The following is a 20603-nucleotide window of genomic DNA, read 5'->3' on the forward strand; positions in this document are numbered from 1 at the left end:
CAGGGGGTCTCCCCTAAGGGAGCACCCCTAGCGCTCGACTTGCATGTATTAGGCACGCCGCCAGCGTTCGTCCTGAGCCAGGATCAAACTCTCCATGAAAGAAAAGCTGATTAGCTCATACATCTACTACTGGCGAGAATCTATCGATTCTCTATCTTTACACTCACTCGTTGTTCAGTTTTCAAAGGGCAATTTTACTGCTAAAACCTTGCTGTACAAGGATTTTTCAACTTTGTCGCTTGTTGTCACCTCGTTTAGCGGCGACTTTTATAATATACCATATTCGCCTATCTCAATGCAAGCATTTTTTTAAAAACATTTATTTCTATTCTTCATCGAGAGGCTTCATCACGGTAAGCCGTTTGAAGCGGCGAAAATTAATTTAACATATCCCCAATTTGAAAGTCAAGCGTCCGGAACAAAAAAATAAAGGAGCTCTGCTGTACCTTAGGGCCAAAGAGCTCCTGCTTTCCATTATTCAATCATACCTTCAACCGGACTGCTCGCGGAGGCATACCGTTTTTTAGGGATCCGGCCGGCAATAAAGCCCTTGCGTCCCGCCTCGACAGCCAGTTTAAACGCTTCAGCCATCAGAACCGGATCACCCGCTCCGGCCACTGCCGTATTCAGTAGAACGCCGTCTGCTCCAAGCTCCATTGCCAAAGCGGCATCGGCAGGTCCGCCAATTCCAGCATCAACGATAATCGGCACCTTCGCTTCTTCCAAAATAAATCGCAAATTATTCGGGTTTACGATACCTTGACCGGAGCCGATCGGCGAAGCGCCCGGCATCACCGCCGCAGCTCCCGCTTCCTGCAGCTTGCGCGCAAGTATCGGATCGTCTGAAGTATAAGGAAGTACAATAAAGCCTTCATCCACCAATATTTTGGTCGCTTCAAGGGTGCCGACCGGATCCGGCAGCAGGGTTCTTGGATCACCGATCACTTCAACTTTGATCATATCGCACAATCCGGAAGCTTTCGCGAGACGGGCAATCCGCACCGCTTCTTCTACCGTATAGGCACCGGCTGTATTAGGCAGTAGGGTAAACTTTTTCAAATCCAAGGTTTCAAGAAAGTTAGGTGCATCCGGGTTATCGATCGGCAATCTGCGAATGGCAAACGTCAGTACCTCCGCCTCCGAGACACGAACAGCTTGTTCCTGAATTTTCAGATCCGTAAATTTCCCCGTACCCAAAAGCAACCGGGATTTAAATTCATAAGGACCAATTTTCAACGTTTCACTCATGTTCATTATCTCCTTCATTGTACAAAAATATGTTAACCTCCGCCGACAAAATGGACGATCTCCACCCGGTCGCCATCATTCAGATGCGTCTCGTTATATGTGCCGCGTTCAATTATTTCCTTGTTCAATTCCACTACCAATATTTTGTTCTCCAGTTTGAACGCCGCCAGCATTTCCGCTACCGTAGAAACGTTGTCCATTTCTCTTGGCTCCCCGTTCACGATGAGTCTCATCCGTTCACCTCCTCTAAATCCGTACATAAAAAAAAGCCAACCCAGAGCAGGTCGACTTGATGAGCAAATGCCTTACAACAAATCCGTAAACATTCGTCCACTTCCCTACGCTGGTATGATCCAGTTGCCGTCCGCGTTCTGCGGACTGCCGTAATCAGGTTCCAAGGGTCAAAGAATTCGCTTCTTTATCTCAGCCCCGCTTGCATGAAGGCTCCCCTAGTGGCTATTCAATTGTTGACATTATATCACAAACTTTGGTTCTTGACACCTTTATAACGAAGCTCAAGCACGGAGAATTCAGAGTCGATCGTAAAGATCACCTCTTTGGCCAGCGATTTTTTGACCAGCTTGCTCACCAGCAGCGGAAGCTCCGCTTTCACATCTGCCAGCTTCGGAACCTGCTGCAGTTCCTGCAGGCTCCAGGCTTCCTCTCTGCTCGCAAGCAAATCGATAAGCAGCTTGCAGCAGTTCTCCATCTTCGACATCACGGAAAATTCACAAGCCAGCAAAACCAGCTGCACTCGCTGTTTTAACGTTTCCCTGCTTAAGGTGAGCTCCTCGTACAATTTATAAATCCCGGGATTAATCGTTTTCACTTGACGCCATACGGTAACCTCGGGATGGCTTCCCGATTCAATAATGACAATCCGCGCCCAGTGGCGCAGCGCTTCAAGAATATTGTTGTAAGCGTCCAGAAAATGCTCGTTTAATATATATTCTTTACTCTGCAGGTAGCACCGCAAAAACTTGGAGAATTCAATAAGAAGCTTGCGCTCCCGCAGCTCAACCGGGAATTCAAGGATCTTATGACGCAAGCTCTCCATATACGTATTCCGATCCAAAAGTATCTCCCCTTTTAAGATCCAATAAATCAAGTTGCTGTGTTCTGCATGCAGGATCCACTGCTCCAACGCATCAGGACTGATCCACCTTTCTTGTATACGTAGGTTGTCTTTTATATAATGAATTTGTTGATAAGTTCGTTTATTGTCATGACTGACGACAAGAAGCAGAATATCGAATCCGTCCGTCACGGAAGAGAACATCGAAGGGCTACCGACTGCCGACACACTGATGACAGCTTCATCCTGCCGGAGTTTTTCAACCCAATATTGTTTTACTGATTCCATCAAGGAAGCCTCCTGACTTTGAGCGCAAGAATCAAATAATGCAATATTTATGATTATTTCTACATTCAAATTCAGTTTCCTGCCAAGGTTTTGTGTCAAAATTCACATAATTATTCCTATGAAAGAAGTGACGTTAATGAGGTTCAAGTCAAGTAAAGTAAATGAATTCCGGTTATGGGGGCTCCTTCTGACGATGGGCGGGATGCTGCTCATGATTACCGGACTTGCGGGTATCGTCTTTGAATGGGGAAAAATAGGGCGCATCCTAGCGGCGACGTGCATGGTGCTTGGCGGAATTTCCATGCTGGTCAGTATGGCCGTTTATTTTACAGCAGGCATGATGTCAACAAGCGCCACGGTACTGGTATGTCCTGAATGCGGAAAGCATACCAAAATGCTGGGCAAAACCGACCGCTGTATGTACTGCAAAACCATTTTAACATTCGACCCCAAATACGCTCCGAGCGAAAATCCGGAGGAAACTGCCGGTACTTCGGTCAGCCGAAGCGAAACGACATCCTCTACTTGATCGGGAGTTTGCCGGCCTCATCCCGGTAGCCGACACAAAAAAACTGGCTTCGCCGCGTTACGGCAAAGCCAGTTTTTTATTGCTTTGATTCGAGCGTCGAATGAATCCAGTTCCACGCCTGCGGGTTCTCAAAGCCTCTGCGCCAGGAAGCGACTCCGGCAAGATGATATTTATTCACCAGTGCAATTCTCGCTTTAACCGAGGTCTCATCCTCGATCCAGATTTTTTTGCGCTTGCCGTCTTCCTCGTATTCGATATAGTTTTGACCGGTTTCTGCAGAAAAAACAGGAGTCAGGTTCTTCTCCTTGATGATCCGCTGCGACCTATCCATGAACACGGCCCTTGAGCTCACGTTGGTTTTTCCGTCCTTCACTTCCTCCGTCCATTCCCTGGTATAAAAAGGTATTCCCAAAATCAGCTTTGACGGGGGGATATCCTCCTCAAGGAGCGCAACGATGGACTGTTCCACCCAAGGCAGCGATGCCACTGACCCTGCCTTCGGACTGCTTGCCCAATGCTCGTCATAAGCCATCAGCATCATGTAATCGACCGACTCCACAAGCGCTTTACGGTCGTAAAAGAGAGACCACGTCTCGCTGCTGGATATCGGCGTTACATCTATCGAGACAATGAGCCCCTGTTCATGCATAAGCGGCGTCATTTCACGGACGAATTGAACCAGATTTTGTTTATCTTTGAGATACACGTTTTCAAAATCAATATTAATGCCATCAAGCGAGTACATCTGCGTGAAAGCGAGCAGCTGCTTGATCATGGTCATCCGTTTATCGTAAGTGGATAAGGCATCGGTCGTCCTTTTCGGGTCAAACCCATTGCTGAAGAGTGCCCAAACCCGGTATCCCCTCTCGTGGGCCCATTTGACATAGGCCGGATCGGCCAGGTTATTCAAATTGCCTTCCCCGTCTTCCAAATGAAACCAGGTGGGACTGACCACATTGACTCCCGGCATCGGAGGAATGTTGGAGGTATCCGGATTTTTGGTGACCACATGCTCCCAGGTTAAATTCACTTTTCCGCTGACCGGCTGCTTGGGAACGAATTCGGCGACAGGCTTCTTTTGGGGAATGGTCTCCTCCTGATCGGCAACCAGCTGCTCCTTGCGAATATACCCCATATAACCGCTGGTTAGCTGAACACGCAGCCACTGTTCATGCTCATCCCATACCATCACCTTCTCTCCCTGCTTCACGTCGGCTAAAATGATCGCTTTAATCGAGGGATCCCGACGCATGGGAATCGTTCGGTCCGGCTTGCCGGGATATGAAACTGCCTGATACCAACGCACGGTATCGCCTGCTTTAAACATCAGCACCGCACCGGTCTCTTCGGACTCGCGCAGTTCGATCTCATACAGGTCTTTTAGCGGATCAATGGGAAGGTACACCTTGTCGTCCTTTTTTTCCAGCGGAAAACGGAGTTTGAACGGTTTCTCATTCATCATTCCCGTCAGTTCGCTTGTCCGCAGTCGAACTACCTTATCTTGAGTGGTTATAATAGTCGATTCGGATGATTCCTCGTAAATCAGAGACGAATCGATGTGTTCTTTCACAATGTCCAAAGGGAGTTTTAAACTTTCTTTAGACCCGATGGCCGGATCATTAAGCATGGTCCCTTGATAAAACACCGGTTTCGGATTCCCTTCAAAGCCCGGTTCTTCATGCTTGGAGCTCGGCACATAGACCGACCAATAATAAAGTCCGAAAACCATGCCGCACATAACGGCAATCGTCATAAGCAGCAGGGGCTTTCTACGTTTTTTCCCACGACGCATGGCTTCACTCCCGTATCCACAATGTTGAGATAAAAAGAAAAGACGTATTCGAGCGCCAACAGGCGGAACGAACACGTCCATTATACCTTAAATCTATCAATCTATCATGTGGATTGCATCGCGCAATCGGAACATATGCCGTACACTTCAACACGGTGACTCTTCACGTGAAAACCCGTCAATTCTCCCGCCGCCTGTTCCAAATCGTTCAAAGGCTTATAAGCAAAATCAACCAGTTTGCCGCACCGCTCGCAGAGCGCATGGTAATGATCGGACAAATTCGCATCAAACCGGCTGGAATGATCGCCGTACGTCAACTCCCGAACCAATCCGGCCTCAATAAACACTTTAAGGTTATTGTATACGGTGGCAACGCTCATGCTGGGAAAACGCGGCGACAGCGCCTTATAAATTTCATCCGCCGTTGGGTGAATTATCGTATCAAGCAAATAGGATAAAATGGCATGCCGCTGCGGAGTCATTCGAACGCCCATCGTCTTGAGTTTGTTTAACGCTTGTTCTAAAGCAAGGTTCATGGTGTGCACCGCCCGCTCAAAGAAAATACATCACTTTATTCTATTCGCATGCCGGGTAAATTGTCAATTCATCATTTGGATAGACAGAGAGTCATTCGTCTCCAGCCGGATCCGATGCTGCCCTCCGCCGATGATTCCGGTAACCGTATCTCTTTGTACTATCAGCGGAAGATTGGTCTGAATACCATCTTCGCTGCCTTTTCCTTCAACCCGATAGTCCCCGGCAGACGGAAGCTTCACGTCAATCTTCCCATTCGATGTCTTGACATCCCAATCTCCATCCACCGTTCGGCTTGAAATGTCGACGGATCCGTTGCTTGTATGTGCCTTAACTTCTTTTAGCACACCATCAATCACAATGGCTCCATTGGAGGTCTCCGTTTGAATCGTCCCCGATGCATTCATCGCACGAATTTCTCCGTTGGTAGACTCTATCACTGCATCGCCTTGATGGTTGTTGACTTCAACCCGTCCGTTTGAGGTTTTCAGATTCAAGCTGCCTTGTGTGTGCGCTGCCAGAATCCGGCCGTTAGACGTGGTGAAGCGCAAATCGCCATTCAATTCAGATACCTGAATTTCTCCGTTTGTAGTTTTCCCGGTAAACCGTTCTTTTATTGGAAGTCTTGCAGCATTGATTTTACCATTCTCCAGCTTCATATCCAGATTGACCTTCTGTTTCTCCGGCAGGGTGACCACCAGATCCATCCGCGGCTTCCGGCTGCCGAAAAAGGATCCCGGATACTCCTTGGCAACTGCCTGAATATCAAGCGTGCCGTCGCTTTCATCAAATTCCAGCCTGGACTCATCTGCAATCGGCTTGGCTTCGTTTTCATTGTCCGCCTTCACGATGACAGTAAGCTCCACCTGCACTTGATCAACCTGACCCGATTGTACGACAACGTTACCCGACAGGTTACCGATTCGTATGGTTTCCGTATCAGAAGAAAGCGGAATCAACGTCACGTCTTTATCAAACCGGTACCCTTCGGAAGTTATGGATTCAATGGCTTGCGAAAAATGGAATCCGTCGAACTTTTTTAAAAAATCCGTTGTCTGTGTGCTCACAATCACCACCGCTGAGATCATGACGGCAAAGATGATGCCCCCCAAATCCAGCTTCAGTTGGCGTTCGCTGTTCCCGTATTTCATATTGAACAAAATATATTCCACGCCCAAAAAGATGAACAGCAGCGGCCACCAATCTATAAGCACCGTCGTGAAGTTCGTATTCATCCTCCTGTCCGCAATCACGGCTCCGCCGACCAGCACGAGCAGAACCGCCGCAGTAAAGCGACCTGCTTTATGCATATGTGTCTCTCCTTATTTTTTCGTCGATTCCTTAATGAACATATAGAGCCCTACGGCAATCAGGATCACTGCTCCGGTTGACGATCCCAAAAAATCAAACACATGATCAAGCCAAGCCGGTTTACCGTTCACAAGTATAAGGAGCGCCCCTGCAGCAATCAATACATAGCCGAATCCGTTCCCCCGAAGCTTTGGCTTTCTCGGCTCCTCCCCCGGGAAGAACATCCCTTCTTCGTCCCGTGCACTATGGCCAACGCCATAAGAAGAACCGGCATAGTTGACTTTGTCCGTCTGCTGCAGCGCATCAAAGATATTATAGAAATAAATGACAGGCACAAGCAGAGAGAATAAAACAATGAGCGGGATGCTTGTCGCTTTGCTTGTGGCAAAAAATACAATGGCAAAAATATCGATAATCAACAGCAGCATGATGCCCATGCCCCGCCGCATGAGACCCAAGTAGAGCTGACCCGTACCGGGGATCAAAAAGGAAAGAATTCCGGCGATCCATTTGTTTTTACGGGGCAACCGCTGTTCAAAGAACGGATCATAAGGCTGCCGCCTGCGGGCCTGCCCGTAGCGTTCCATTCTCTCCCGTAAAAAAGCTTCTTCTTGGTCGTCTTTATGGATATTCGGATCTTTCGATTGATCCTGACCTTGCATTGGTGACTCCTCCTTAGAACAGCAAATGACGCGAAACCTTTCCGACGGCCTGAAGGAACTGGATTGCACCGGAGCGTAGACCGGCCTCAAGCTCGCCCGCATCGAGGTTGATCAGTTTCCCTACAATGCCGGTACTAATAAATAAATAAGTTGCCGCGGTGGCGACCAGCCCGTTGATCAGTTCGGAACGCCAATACGCGCGCCGCTTCCCGCTCACAGCAGTTCGACCCGAGTCCCGTCCGGAATGAACCGATGAAGCTTCGACTTCGATCGAAGACATCACCCGGTCTGCCAGATCACTTGGAGCCTGCAGAACAGGAAGCTCCTCTAAAGCCATCTCCATGTCCAGTAAAACGGAGATTCTCCTGCGGCAGCCGGAGCACGCTTTGATATGATAACCGATTCGTCGGTCTTCCTTCGCGGAGCACCTTCTATTCAGATATCGTTGCAGCTCTTGATCGTTCGGATGCATGACAGCCATGATCCCGCACCTCCAGCCATTTTTCTTTCAGCAGTGCTTTACCCCGATATAATCTCGTCTCAATGGTCTTGAGCGGCAGCCCGGTAGTCTCCGATATTTCCTGATAGGTTAACTGCTTGTAATGGTACAAATACATGATGAGCCTGTATTTCTCAGGCAGTTCTGCGAGCAGCGTCAGTACGGTTTGCTGTTCTTCCTTTTGCAGCGCGCGGGCTTCCGGTTCTTGCTTTCGGTCGCCGAACCAGCTTTTGACTTTGTCCAACACCGCCTCGTGCGGCCTTCTGCGCCGGGAGCGCAGATAATCCGTCACCATATTGACAGTAAGGCGGTAAATCCAGGTCTTCAGTTGCGACTCCCCGCGAAAGCGATCCAGTGAACGGTAAAGCTTGATAAATACTTCCTGCGTCAAATCCTCGGCGGTTTCGCGATGCTCAATCATGCGGTAGATCAGCGTATAAATATAGTCCTTATGGCGTTCAATCAGCTCCCGATAAGCTTCATGATCACCCTGACGGACCTGGTCGGCCAGCTGTTCATCCGTCATGATTTCCATCATTTCACCGCCTTGCTGTTTCTTATTTCACTCTCTTAGACGCGGCGCATTCCAAAATCCCTTCACTTTGCGCCAAAAATTAATCGCATGAAACCGAGTTCACTCCATCCAGGCTCATCAGTTCCTCCACCGTTTGGGCAACCTTTACATTCTTGGCTAAGCGAAGCATTAAAGTAATCTGAAGCCGATTCCCATTCTCCATGGAAATTTCTTCCACCGAAAGCTTTTGAATGACGTTGCCTTGCTTGCTCAGCATAGTAACAACTCGGCCGAGAAGACTTGGACTATCGGTAGCCTCCAGCTTAAAAAAAAGCGTTTTTTTCGTGTGAAAATATTTTTGCTCGACGAGGTTTAGTAAAAAAAGACTGACCAAAGCCAGCGCACAAGTCAGAACCGAAGCATAATAAAATCCTGCGCCGACGGCAAGGCCAATGGCTGCGACAACCCACAAGGAAGCCGCCGTTGTAAGCCCCGTGATAGACTTACCGGTGAAAAGAATCGTTCCCGCTCCTAAAAATCCGATGCCGCTGATCACCTGTGCCGCGAGCCGGGCAGGATCCAACCGGACATTATCCAGCTTGGCGAATTCAGCAAACCCATACATCGACAACAGCATGATCAGCGTAGACCCAAGGCATACGAGAATATGTGTGCGCAGTCCGGCTGCACGATTATTTTGCTCCCGTTCGAATCCGATGACTCCACCTAACAATAAGGCCAGCAGTAAACGAAGCGTAATATGCAGCGTGTCAATTGTCCACGGATCATTCATAAACCGTCGCCTCCCGATCAATGATAAAGATTAATGAAGATTATTGTAACACGGAAAGGTTCGTTACTGGAGACTTTGCAAAAAAATGCCGGGTGCCTCTATATGCTATATTTCCCTATAAAAAGCAAAAAAAGGCCGAAACAGGCCTTATCTGTTGGTTCCCTATCGGGCGGCACGAACGGATCGTGAAAAACCGTAAACTGCCGCGATTATAACACTTTCTGGAATTTCGTTAATGTAATCCCCGGCGCCACCAACTGCATCTGAAGCGGCTGGTATCCATGTTTATCATACAATTGAACGGCAGGAATATTGTTCGTCCCCGTATATACGATAATCCTCATCCCCGGCAGCGCAAATTGCTCAAGGTGCTTCAGCAGTTTGCTTGCAATTCCGCGGCGAAAACAATCCGGATACACCATCATGCGGCTGATCGTCAATTCTCTGGCGCTCTGTTTGCATGCCGCGGCACCTCTGAGCTTTCCTTCTTCATAATAACCGAAGAACGATTCCCCGGATTCTTTTAAGCTGAGCGGGGAATCAAACAACGGAGGAATTTCCTCAAAACCGATCAGCTCCGCCTCCACCCGATAAGCGGTTAGCTGCAGGGTGAGGAACTCCAGCACTTCCTGCGTATCGTTCAGATCGATTGCACGAATCATGGATTTCGCCCCCTTTGTGCATAAAGAAAGCGGTAATGACCTCCAAAGTCCGGCACACCCAATTGCCACGCCGGACCGAGGCGCATACCACTTTGGATTTACATTATGCGTTAAGACGTTCGATAATCAGCTTGTTTACCAGACCCGGATTGGCTTTGCCCTTGGTTTCCTTCATGACTTGTCCGACCAGGAAGCCGACCGCTTTTTCTTTGCCCGCCTTATAATCGGCAACCGATTGCGGATTGTTATTCACAATCTGATCGACAACGGCTTTAATCGCCCCTTCATCACTGATCTGCACCAGACCTTGCTCTTCAACAATGGTCTGAGGGTCTTTGCCCGTTTCCAGCATAGACTTGAATACGGTTTTGGCGATTTTGCTGCTGATCGTTCCTTTTTCGATAAGCCCGATCATTTCTCCCAGACCTTTACCCGTAATTTTCACGTCGGCAAGCTCCAGGCTGTTGGCGTTCAAATATCCGAGCAGGTCGCCCATAATCCAGTTGGAAACCGCCTTGGCGTCTTTCGTGAAGTTCAAGCTCTCCTCGAAGAAATCAGCAAGCTTGATGGAAGAGGTAATGACCTCCGCGTCGTAGCTCGGCAAACCATATTCGCTGACGTAGCGTTTCTTGCGCGCATCCGGCAGTTCAGGAATCGATGCGCGGACGCGAGCCTTCCATTCCTCATCAATATACAGAGAGACCAGGTCCGGATCGGGGAAATAGCGATAGTCGTGAGCCTCCTCCTTGCTGCGCATCGTCAGCGTCTTGCCTTGGGCCTCATCCCAGCGGCGCGTCTCCTGCACGATATGGCCCCCGCTATCCAGCACGTCTGCTTGCCGCCATTCCTCGTATTCCAGACCGCGTTGAACGCCGCGGAACGAGTTCATGTTTTTGAGCTCGGTTTTCGTACCGAATTCCTTTTGCCCGAAAGGACGCAAGCTGATGTTTGCGTCGCAGCGCAGGGAACCTTCCTCCATCTTCACGTCGGAAACGTCGCAATATTGCATGATGGCCTTGATCTTCTCCAGATATGCGCGCGCTTCCTCTGGAGAACGGAGATCCGGTTCGGATACAATCTCAATCAACGGAGTGCCGACGCGGTTGTAGTCGGCAAGCGTCGCATATCCTCCGTCCACGTGCGTAAGCTTGCCCGCATCCTCCTCCAGATGGACGCGCGTAATGCCGATGCGCTTCGTCTCGCCGTTCACTTCGATCTCAATCCAGCCATGCTCGCCTATCGGCTTGTCATACTGCGAAATTTGGTAAGCTTTAGGGGAGTCAGGGTAAAAATAGTTTTTCCGGTCGAATTTACTTTCCGTTGCGATCCGGCAATTGAGCGCCATTGCTGCCTTCATGGCATATTCCACCGCCTGCTTGTTCAGTACGGGAAGCACGCCGGGATGTCCTAAACAAACCGGACAGGTATGCGTGTTCGGCGGAGCTCCAAATGAGGTGGAGCAGCCGCAGAAAATCTTGGATTTCGTGTGCAATTCCACGTGCACCTCGAGTCCGATGACGGTTTCGTATTTCTTATCGGTTGCTGCTGTCACTTAAGGTTGCTCCTTTCTATTACAGCTGCGGACGCTGCTTGTGGAAGTCGGTGTGCTGCTCGTAAGCATGGGCTACGCGGAGAATCGTCGATTCATCGAGCGCTTTGCCGATAATTTGCAGACCTACCGGCAATCCGTCCGAGAATCCGCAAGGAACGCTGATCGCTGGTATGCCGGCCAGATTGACAGGGATCGTCAGAATATCGTTCAAATACATGGTGAGCGGGTCCTCTGTCTGCGAACCGATGCGGAAAGCCGTTGTCGGCGCAGTCGGCCCGATGACCACGTCATATTTTTCAAACACTTGTTCGAAGTCGCGTTTAATCAAAGTGCGCACTTTTTGCGCCTTCAAATAGTAAGCATCGTAATAGCCGGAGCTTAATGCGTAAGTGCCGAGCATAATCCGGCGCTTTACTTCATTTCCGAAGCCTTCGCTGCGGGATTTCAGATATACGTCCAGTAAATTCTTTGGATTGTCGGCGCGTACGCCATACCGCACTCCGTCGAAACGAGCCAGATTGGAGGACGCCTCCGAGGACGCCAAAAGATAATAGGCGGCAACGGCATACTCCGAATGCGGAAGGGATACTTCTTCCACGACGGCTCCCAACCCTTCTAGCACTTTCAATGCCGTCAGCACAGCATCCTTCACCTTCGGATCGATTCCCTGACCAAGGTATTCCTTCGGTACAGCAATACGCAATCCCCGGACGTCACCTGTCAATGCGCTGATATAGTCGGGAATTTCCGTATTCAAGGATGTCGAATCCTTCGGATCGTGGCCTGCAATCGCTTGAAGCAGGTAAGCACTGTCCTCCACGTTTTTGGTCAGCGGCCCGATTTGGTCGAGTGAGGAAGCAAAAGCCACCAAACCATAACGGGACACCAGGCCGTATGTCGGCTTCATACCTACAATGCCACAGTACGCCGCCGGCTGCCGAATCGACCCGCCGGTATCCGAGCCAAGCGAGAAATACACTTCGCCGGCCGCTACCGCCGCGGCGGAACCACTGCTGGAGCCGCCCGGAACATATTCAAGATTCCAGGGGTTGTGTGTTGGATAAAAACTGGAATTCTCGCCCGAGCCTCCCATGGCAAACTCATCCATGTTCAGCTTGCCCACGGAGATTGCCTCAGCTTCCTTCAGCTTGCTCACGACGGTGGCATCATAGATCGGATTGTAATTGCTGAGAAATTGACTTGCGCAGGTCGTCGTCACGCCTTCGGTGACGATGTTATCTTTCACGCCGATAGGCAGACCGAAAAGCAGTCCGCGGGGATGCCCCTCTCCGGAATGCTCGTCCAAAGCTTTGGCCGCCTTTCGCGCGTTTTCTTCATCCAGCTTGAGAAAAGCTCTCACCTTATGATCTACTGCAGCAATTCGTTTATACGATTCGTCCACCAGATCGGTGACCGTGATTTCTTTGGCATGAAGCTTGTTATGTAATTCTTGCAGACGCAAATTAAGCAAAGACAAGCAAAAATCCTCCCTTCGTAGTCTTACGTTATTCCAATACCGCCGGCACCTTGATCTGTCCGTCTTCTTCATCCGGCGCATTCAGCAGAACCTTCTCGATCGGCAAAGAGGGCTTAACGACATCTTCGCGCATGACATTCACGAGCGGCATCGCATGGCTTGTCGGCTCAACGCCGTCCGTATCCAGCTGATTCAACTGCTCGGCATATTTCAATATGGCATTCAATTGCTCAGTGAACCGCTCCTTTTCCTGATCCCCAAGTTCAAGTCTGGCCAATGCGGCTACGTGCTCCACATCCTTGATCGTAATACTCATTTCCTGCACCTCACTCTTTAAGCAATCATTCTTTTCATTATAGCCTAGATGGATTTTGAACTCAATTGTCAGCGTATAGGACAGGCGTGTAATAGACAATATAACTAGGAGATGAACGAATACGTCGTTCCGGATTCACCGGTCACTATGAGAATGAACACAAAAACGGCCAAAAAATCACCTTCCAGCCGGTGTTTTCTTGACCGTATGTTAGTGCAGTATTTGACGTTAAATCCACGCTTTCAAGTGGATTTGTTTAATAAAATCTTCGCGTGTCTGAACATCCTTGTTCGTATCGGCGACCGGCTCCTCTGAATCGCCGTTCATGATGCGGCGAAACAGTTCTTCATTCTTCGTGGCAAGCGCATAATCGATCAGCGCCTCCCGCTCCACCCGGTCAACCTCCTGCTGCAGCAGCACTTCCTCAAGCTCAACATCGGCCCCGGGTACAAAATAATGCTTATTCACCTTCGGTACGCGTACCACATAATCAAATACATTATCCGCATTACGGTCATACGCAATGATATATCCATATTCGCCGATCGGCAAATTTTGTTCAAAACTGTCGCCGACAATATAAACTTTTTGCCCTAAACGCAGCATGGACGCTCCCCCTCTTGGTCCTACCGGCCCTTGCCTCTTGATTCATGTCAAAAATCATATATGATCAATTGTTTTGATAGATTAGTAACTGCAAGATAATTCATGAATCGTTGTTTGCACTGGTGCCAGAAGCATTAATATGAATTCTATTAATTTTATCATTATTTCGTTGGCCAAGCAATGCTTGAGATTGCCTGCCTTTGATTTAATCATATCATCATCTTTTTTTGAAGAGAAGAGGTTATCTTTGCATAATTCCTTAAACGTTAAAAAAAGGCGGAGAATTCGTAGCGAATCCTCCGCTTATTCGACCGGTTAGTGCCGGATTTGATTCACGATGACATCATACATGCTTCCTATGATACGAACGGGTACATCCGTCGTTTGCTCCAAGCCGTTCGTCCAACGGACTTTGAACCGGAATGTGTACTCCTCTCCGTTTTGCAGCATACGAACGTGATCCGTATTCAGCAGCTGCCCTGTGAAGCGAATATCATTGCTGCCGGTAAGAGGGACGGTCTCTCCCGTTTCGATTAGCGTCGCATCCACATCGTCGGGCTTCGTTGCGCTTACACCCGTATCCGTCACCTGAGCGGCCAGCTCGAACGCTTCTCCGGCCCAAAAATCCCTTTCGCCCCTTTGCCGCTGCGGGTATTTCGCATTCCAGGCCTGACGGTAACTTTCCCACTCCGGTGTGTGGTTTACCCATCCCGTAATATCCAACGGAAGGACCACAAAGGAATACGTTTGTTGAAACATTCCTCCCCAACCATCATGAATCGTAAGTCGGAACACATAGTTACCTTCGGGTATAGGGCCATAAGTAAACACGCTTTGCTGTCCCGAAGGAACGTTATGCCACTGCCGGATGGTTGAGAATTCGCCTCCGTTAAAGCTGCTTTCAACGGTTATGGACAAAGCGTCTCCGTCAGGATCGGATGAAATAACCGTAAACGCAGGCGTATCGTGTTCATAAATTGGGCTTGCAATAGTAAGTGTGCCGCTTGGCGCGCGGTTAATATAAAGCCATGCTTGCGGAGACCAGTCGGATGCAGCTCCGTATTGGTCCCACACCATCACGCGCACCCTGAGTTTTTGCCCTGCCGGCAGATCGCTCGTTACAGTCCAGGATGCGCTTGTGCTTGCGGTGTTTTGAACAATTTTTCCGCTATCCAGCACCATGGCCGTATTTGCCTCATTAGTAATTTGAATCTGGAAATGAGTGAATAGGGTTCCCGGGTCCGGGTCTGTCTGCGACCAAGCAAGCGTAGGCCGCAGCGTATTGGCTATCGTCGGATTCGCCTGTGTTCCATAAGGATAACTCATATAAGCCTCAGGAGGACGGTTTGTCGTCATCCATCCGATATTACTCCACCCCGACCAGGCTTCCCCATCGCTGACCTGAACCTGCGCCGAATACTTCTGACCCATAAGCAAACGATTTTCCATGGTCCAGGCCCAGGAGGCTGCCGTTGTGTCCATAACCTGGTGATTCAAGCATTCGACGCAAAAACCGGCTTCATCCTTTATCATGAGGTTGAATACGGTAAAAATCGTTCCTGGATTAGCATCCGCCTGATTCCATCGTATGGTCGGCTGCAAGCTGACAGGTGTCGGATTGGCTTGGGTACCTGTAGGGAACGTAAGCGTCACTGTCGGCGGTACATTTGGCGGCGGTATGACGGTAACCGTAATGGTTTGCTCATACCAATCGCTCCATGCCCCGTATTCATCCTGAACCGCCATATATACGGTGTAAACTCCCGACTCCGTAGGTCTAACCAGTTTGGAAGCGACCGTGTTGCCGCTAGGTGTCACGTAATAAAACTTTTTGGCGTAAATCCCACTGTTGTCGGCATAAGGCGCTTGGCAGTTGCCTTTTGCATAACACCGGTCCGGATCGAAGCTGTGATCGGTCCAAGCAACGGTATTATCAGCTGCTAGGCTTAGCGTGAATTTAGATATTGGAGCCCGATGAACAATAAGCTGCTGAGTGTACCAATCTGAGTATTTTGAGTAATCCTGGAATGCTTGAGATCCGTCCGCCAGCCTGTGATTAGGGTGCGGATCATCCGGCGCCCTGTACTCGATCTTATACACTCCAACCTTATCAAAATTCAGGATAGGCGTTGTTACGGTTTGTCCGTGACGGCTGGACAATCCGCTCTTCCCGTCCCCGGTGTCCAAGAATATGGTGGTGTCCACATGGGCGTATTTCCATTGGGTCCCGTTATCATATCTTGGATCGTTTTCTGGGTCAGAAAAAGTATGCTCGTATTTAACCTCCTTGTCCACTAGAGCGTATCCATTAAGATACTTGGATGTTTGCGGTGGATAAATGGCATAGCGTATGCCCTTGAACTCAGAGTATTCCTGTAGGGAATAAGGTCCAAATGTTCCGGAAGAAAAAGTGGAATCTGTTTTATCTATAACAAGAGTCCCATTTTCATATATCCTAAATCTGTTACCGTTCATTTTTATTTGATAATTATACCAAGCATTATTAAATGAACTTCTAGCAATTTCGGAGATCGTTGTTTTTCTTCCGTTAACAATTTTTACTAATCTCAATCTGTCTTTCATAGACTCTAGACGATACATATTTTTCGAGTCTTGAATTCTGAAAGACATTCCGTAAGGAATGTAATCCAAGTACGTGGCATTAGCTTTTTGTTCCCACTGAATAGTCGCATCAAATAAAGGAGACATGGATGGCTTCATTATTTGACCGAAACTAAAATGTTCGTTAGTGTTCTGAGTTTGTGAACTACTAGGAGTGAAACTATAGACTTGCCCACACATTATATAAAGATTCTCAGATATAACAGTAAGTTGATTGTATGCATAAGTGTTACAAGATGTGTCAAAAAGAAAATTACCGGTCCTGGTTTCTTTTACTCTGCTGTATTCCAGTGATCTGCCGTTTATGTCGCCGTCGAACCCCAAATCAGTGTCTAAGTCAAAGTTTGTATTGAATCCAGCAGGTATAGTTGCCCAGTGAGATTGACCTGTTGCGACATCAAGGTATCTGTACTGTTGGCCTCCAGAAACACTACTATCGTAGGTTAGGTTATACCTAACTAAAGTTTCATCCTCATTAACACCACTTATGGTTGCACGTTCAGACCAACTCCCTGCTTGACCAATTCTGGTAATCTTTCCTGTATCACCGTCAAACTTATACATATAGTATTGTGCAGTGAAATAGATGTTTCCGCTAGGGGCCCTGAAGCTAACGCTTCCCATCGTACCGGGATGTACTTTTGGCCCACCAAAGTCCCCCGTTTCTGATGGAACGTCCGTGTAGGTCTCTACCTTGTATGGAGTTGTTAGGTTGTCAAAGGTGTAGGACTTTATTATACGATTAGTCAAGTCTAGAGATTTATAGTCATAGTTGAATTTCATCAAAACTTGTAAATCAAATGGACTTGATCCATCACTGTATGTCGGGAATACCCCTGATTTATTCGTTGGTCCAAACCAACCACTAGAATTTTGCATTCTATAAGATCCAGAAGCATCTATAGATATATTTCCACCCCGCAAGGAGGCTATTTTATACCTTTTCCACTGAGTTGTAATATCGTAAGGACTTCCTTGGACCGCGAACTGATTTGAATGAAGTACTATTACCTCTCCCACATCTTCTTTTACGTGAACAGTATAGCGAGAGTCGAAAGGGAATTCTATTAACTGTATCGGTTGAGGAAGGTGGAACCCTGTTATATAAAGTCTCTGCCTTTCATACCATGACTGGTAACCACCAACCAAAAACATATTATTTCCCAAATAATAGTCGGGGGTAGAAAAGAAAGTAATACCCGGCAGACTACCATACCCTCCTGCTAGTGTTCCCGGAGCATCTGGTAATGCAAGTGATGGCATTTTATATTGTCCCGGAGATATGCTGCTTATGTTGTCGGTCCTAACTCCAGTAGATAAAGTTCCCGCAGGTGAAATCCTCCATGCGAATTTAGGAATAACATTCTTATCCAAAGTGGTATTTATCCAACTGTCAGTTAGGAAATCTCCGTTAGGAATCCCATTCCAGATCGCCGGTTCCGGTTCAGTAGTTTCACCACTTACCGTGAAGGATACTTCTGGACTGTCATTAATAGATTCGACAACATAATCTTTGTAAGCATCTTTTCCATAATCCTCTTTGGCATAAACACGGAAGCAATACTTCCCTACCTTATCTGGCTTAAAATCAAAAACTTCATTATTAGAAGATATAAGAGTGCTGGTCGGAGTGCAATTTCCATTGTTGTTAGCATCATAGCCATAAGTAACCCTGTACTGAACTATCGTATCCCCATCTGGGCTGTAAGAGGCATTTCGAAATTTTGCTGTTCCTACTCTGGACACTGTGGCGCTGTACTGAAAATCAATCACGGGCGGTTGGTCCGGAATGACCGTTAAATCCCATGTATCAGGCTCCAACGATTTTAGGCCGGTATTGTCATAGACATGCAATTGAATTTTTTCAGTACCGACTACAGAATAACTCTGCTTGGCGTTTATCCATTCATCCTTTGTATGGTCAATCATGCGACCTTTTACCGGTGAATAGCTTTCGCTTGAATCCCAAGGAATGGTTAATGGACGACCTACTTTAATTACCTGCTGTCCCTTTATTTTAGGTATTGGGTTTGGGGGGACTACATCCAGGTTAGCACAAGCATTAGTAGAACTAACACCATCGGCAGCGTATGCGCAAACCACTTGCATACCCAATACATCCGCGGTCATGCCTGAATAACTTTGTCTAGTGTAAGGCTTACTCCAGCTGTGTTTCCCTGGCAGCCCGCGCACCCACTCGGTGGTGTTCATAGGGTCCTCAAAATCCCAATAGAACGTAATCGGGTCGCCGTCAGGATCTTTCAGCTCCGTTACCTTTAACCCTACCGTATCTCCGACAATCGCCGTGCTGATCGGTTCACCCGCTGTATCTACGAATGTAACTCTAAGCTGCGGAGGGTTATTAGGCGGCGGCGGTCCGATTTCAAACGTCTTCGGCCCAATGGTTCTTTCGACTCCGCAGCTGTCTAATGCAATGAAGGTTACCGTAACCGTACCGCTTTTCATATTGGCCGGATACTGCTTAGTAGCATGATCAAAAGCGAACACCCAGGAGTTCGTGTTACCACTTGTGTTCGGATACCAACCATGATCTGCTGCTCCAGGAGGCGGCATGGTCAACTCCCCGCCGTTACCGGACATGTGCCATTTAAACTTACTCAGCTCACACCCTTGCGGTCTGGTTTCAACCGTAAAAACGTTATTTTCCTTCCAAGGCAAAAAACCTTTTTGGATCGTTAATTCCCCCGTTAAAGTTCCTGGTTCTTGTGTAGGAGGAGGCGTTGTTTCACAAGTCGCTTGGGGGGTAAACGTTTCATTAGTGGTGTTATTCGATCGATTCGTATCTCCAACGGTATTACCGGAGTCTACGACCAATGAGAAGATTTTAGGCGCAGCTGTACTGAATGTATAAGAATAAGTTCCTCCCAGCAGCACACCATTGTTGGCCCCGCCTGACGCATTCTCTGTTTTGACGACCACACCATCTACTTTTAGCTGCACCGTGAACGCCGTGGAGGTGCTTACGCCAATGTTCTTGTACGAATACCTGATGGTTTGTGTGCTTCCTACCGGGATACAAGCATTATCGACTTTGATTTCCTGAGCGGCGAGGTCGGGGGTGGCTGGTATTTCATAAGTAATCTCAACCTTCCCCATGCTGTAAATGTAGGTCTTTGCTTGCCAATCTGTATTGACTTCCATTACATAGTTATTGAGTTGGCCGTATCCTGTATTTTTGCTTTCAATTATACAATCATCTGGGTCACCTACAGGATTAGGGTCTTTCGACTCGAATGTACAAACGGTATTTAATACCCGTCGAACCGCAATTTGATTTGATCCATTAATGTATCCCCAAGAGTATGGTTCGATACCAATATGCTTTTCCGAAGCACCTGTTAATCGAATGCTGTTTGGATCAACAAGTGGGACCGGATCTTTGGGTTCAGGATTAATATTGGTTGGTTGAGTTTTATAGAATACAGATGGAGGAGGTACATTGTAAGATCTCGTCACCGCAGCTCCATTCATATTCCAGTTTGGGGCAATATCCACCATATCTTTAGGTGGACTACCATACAGATACCTTAGATCGTTACCTTCCTTATTCGTTCCATTATATGTGGTAGGCGTCGAACTGGCCGTCGAGGAGCTTGCCGGCCTGATATAGCCCTCATCAGGAATAATCCCCGGCCTTTGTGTAATACCCCCAGAGGCTGCATCGTCCGGATCAAATTGATAAATGCTTGTGTTTGCTCCCTTGTGTTCCCACCGTTTTCCATCAGGTAAACGATAAATTTGATGACCGGGATTTGTATCTGCCCTACCATAAACCGTTAGCCCATTTCCATTTACATGAATTGTAACGGTATTGCCACTTATGGATCGTGTTGCGGTTTGTCCTGGGCCTACTGTGACCGTTACCTCTTTTACTGTGCCATCAATATAAGGAGAAAGATCAATGTTTTTTGACCACGAGCTGTTGGCAGAATAATGTTCACCGGTGACTGGTTGATCGCTTAACGTGCCTGATTGGAAATCGATATACATTGTTTTGGATTTGGCTGCATATGCAACTTGATATTCAATGAAAGGCAGTATGAATTGTGCCAGAAAGACAGCTAACATTACCAACGAAAAGCGCTTTTTATTCATCGAAAAG

The 20603-nt window shown here is 48.0% G+C and carries 17 protein-coding genes and 1 rRNA gene; 1 reads left to right on the forward strand and 17 read right to left on the reverse strand.

Features of this window, described 5'->3' with window-relative positions:
• From BLT35_RS14570 to BLT35_RS14585, 4 genes are all read right to left on the reverse strand, one after another.
• Nucleotides 1-99, reverse strand: a 16S ribosomal RNA gene (locus BLT35_RS14570); the annotation flags it as partial.
• Between the two features lie 375 nt (nucleotides 100-474).
• Nucleotides 475-1248: a thiazole synthase gene (locus BLT35_RS14575; protein WP_054819591.1), complete on the reverse strand. Its 774-nt coding sequence runs from the start codon at nucleotides 1246-1248 to the stop codon at nucleotides 475-477.
• A 32-nt stretch (nucleotides 1249-1280) separates the two neighbouring features.
• On the reverse strand, nucleotides 1281-1481 hold the full coding sequence (gene thiS / locus BLT35_RS14580) for a sulfur carrier protein ThiS (RefSeq protein WP_074728652.1): 201 nt from the start codon (nucleotides 1479-1481) through the stop codon (nucleotides 1281-1283).
• Between the two features lie 245 nt (nucleotides 1482-1726).
• Nucleotides 1727-2611 carry a nucleotidyltransferase-like protein gene (locus BLT35_RS14585; protein ID WP_074728654.1) on the reverse strand — a complete coding sequence of 295 codons (885 nt, stop codon included), beginning with the start codon at nucleotides 2609-2611 and terminating at the stop codon, nucleotides 1727-1729.
• Nucleotides 2612-2747: 136 nt separating this feature from the next.
• Between BLT35_RS14585 and BLT35_RS14590 the strand changes: the two genes are divergently transcribed.
• Complete coding sequence (locus BLT35_RS14590; RefSeq protein ID WP_062409653.1) at nucleotides 2748-3140, forward strand: DUF2614 family zinc ribbon-containing protein; 393 nt, start codon at nucleotides 2748-2750, stop codon at nucleotides 3138-3140.
• A gap of 76 nt (nucleotides 3141-3216) precedes the next feature.
• On the opposite strand, the gene BLT35_RS14595 is transcribed toward BLT35_RS14590, so the two are convergent.
• From BLT35_RS14595 to BLT35_RS26255, 13 genes are all read right to left on the reverse strand, one after another.
• Entirely contained in the window at nucleotides 3217-4932 is a 1716-nt protein-coding gene (locus BLT35_RS14595; RefSeq protein WP_074728656.1) for a glycosyl hydrolase family 18 protein, read from the reverse strand.
• Nucleotides 4933-5036: 104 nt separating this feature from the next.
• Nucleotides 5037-5468 (reverse strand): Fur family transcriptional regulator, encoded by a 432-nt coding sequence (locus BLT35_RS14600; protein WP_062409655.1) that lies wholly within the window; start codon nucleotides 5466-5468, stop codon nucleotides 5037-5039.
• A 63-nt stretch (nucleotides 5469-5531) separates the two neighbouring features.
• Nucleotides 5532-6776, reverse strand: coding sequence for a DUF4097 family beta strand repeat-containing protein (locus BLT35_RS14605; RefSeq protein WP_074728658.1), 1245 nt, complete (start codon nucleotides 6774-6776; stop codon nucleotides 5532-5534).
• Between the two features lie 12 nt (nucleotides 6777-6788).
• Nucleotides 6789-7439 carry a hypothetical protein gene (locus tag BLT35_RS14610; RefSeq protein ID WP_074728660.1) on the reverse strand — a complete coding sequence of 217 codons (651 nt, stop codon included), beginning with the start codon at nucleotides 7437-7439 and terminating at the stop codon, nucleotides 6789-6791.
• Between the two features lie 13 nt (nucleotides 7440-7452).
• Nucleotides 7453-7920, reverse strand: coding sequence for an anti-sigma factor (locus tag BLT35_RS14615; protein ID WP_074728662.1), 468 nt, complete (start codon nucleotides 7918-7920; stop codon nucleotides 7453-7455).
• Nucleotides 7871-8476: an RNA polymerase sigma factor gene (locus BLT35_RS14620; protein ID WP_254777568.1), complete on the reverse strand. Its 606-nt coding sequence runs from the start codon at nucleotides 8474-8476 to the stop codon at nucleotides 7871-7873. The genes BLT35_RS14615 and BLT35_RS14620 overlap by 50 nt, the downstream gene beginning before the upstream one ends.
• Before the next feature lie 76 nt (nucleotides 8477-8552).
• Nucleotides 8553-9245 carry an MgtC/SapB family protein gene (locus BLT35_RS14625; protein ID WP_074728666.1) on the reverse strand — a complete coding sequence of 231 codons (693 nt, stop codon included), beginning with the start codon at nucleotides 9243-9245 and terminating at the stop codon, nucleotides 8553-8555.
• A gap of 209 nt (nucleotides 9246-9454) precedes the next feature.
• Nucleotides 9455-9907, reverse strand: a complete 453-nt coding sequence (locus tag BLT35_RS14630) for a GNAT family N-acetyltransferase (protein WP_054819583.1) — start codon at nucleotides 9905-9907, stop codon at nucleotides 9455-9457.
• Nucleotides 9908-10010: 103 nt separating this feature from the next.
• Entirely contained in the window at nucleotides 10011-11459 is a 1449-nt protein-coding gene (gatB, locus tag BLT35_RS14635) for an Asp-tRNA(Asn)/Glu-tRNA(Gln) amidotransferase subunit GatB (protein ID WP_062409661.1), read from the reverse strand.
• Nucleotides 11460-11478: 19 nt separating this feature from the next.
• Nucleotides 11479-12936, reverse strand: a complete 1458-nt coding sequence (gatA, locus tag BLT35_RS14640; protein WP_062409662.1) for an Asp-tRNA(Asn)/Glu-tRNA(Gln) amidotransferase subunit GatA — start codon at nucleotides 12934-12936, stop codon at nucleotides 11479-11481.
• A 28-nt stretch (nucleotides 12937-12964) separates the two neighbouring features.
• A complete protein-coding gene (gene gatC, locus BLT35_RS14645) occupies nucleotides 12965-13252 on the reverse strand; it encodes an Asp-tRNA(Asn)/Glu-tRNA(Gln) amidotransferase subunit GatC (protein WP_062409663.1) in 288 nt (95 codons plus the stop codon).
• Between the two features lie 228 nt (nucleotides 13253-13480).
• Nucleotides 13481-13858, reverse strand: coding sequence for a hypothetical protein (locus tag BLT35_RS14650; protein WP_054819580.1), 378 nt, complete (start codon nucleotides 13856-13858; stop codon nucleotides 13481-13483).
• 315 nt (nucleotides 13859-14173) lie between these two features.
• Complete coding sequence (locus tag BLT35_RS26255) at nucleotides 14174-20596, reverse strand: glycoside hydrolase family 78 protein (protein WP_083351305.1); 6423 nt, start codon at nucleotides 20594-20596, stop codon at nucleotides 14174-14176.
• Nucleotides 20597-20603 lie beyond the last annotated feature (7 nt).

The organism is Paenibacillus naphthalenovorans (assembly GCF_900099895.1).
Classification (GTDB): Bacteria; Bacillota; Bacilli; order Paenibacillales; family NBRC-103111; genus Paenibacillus_G; species Paenibacillus_G naphthalenovorans.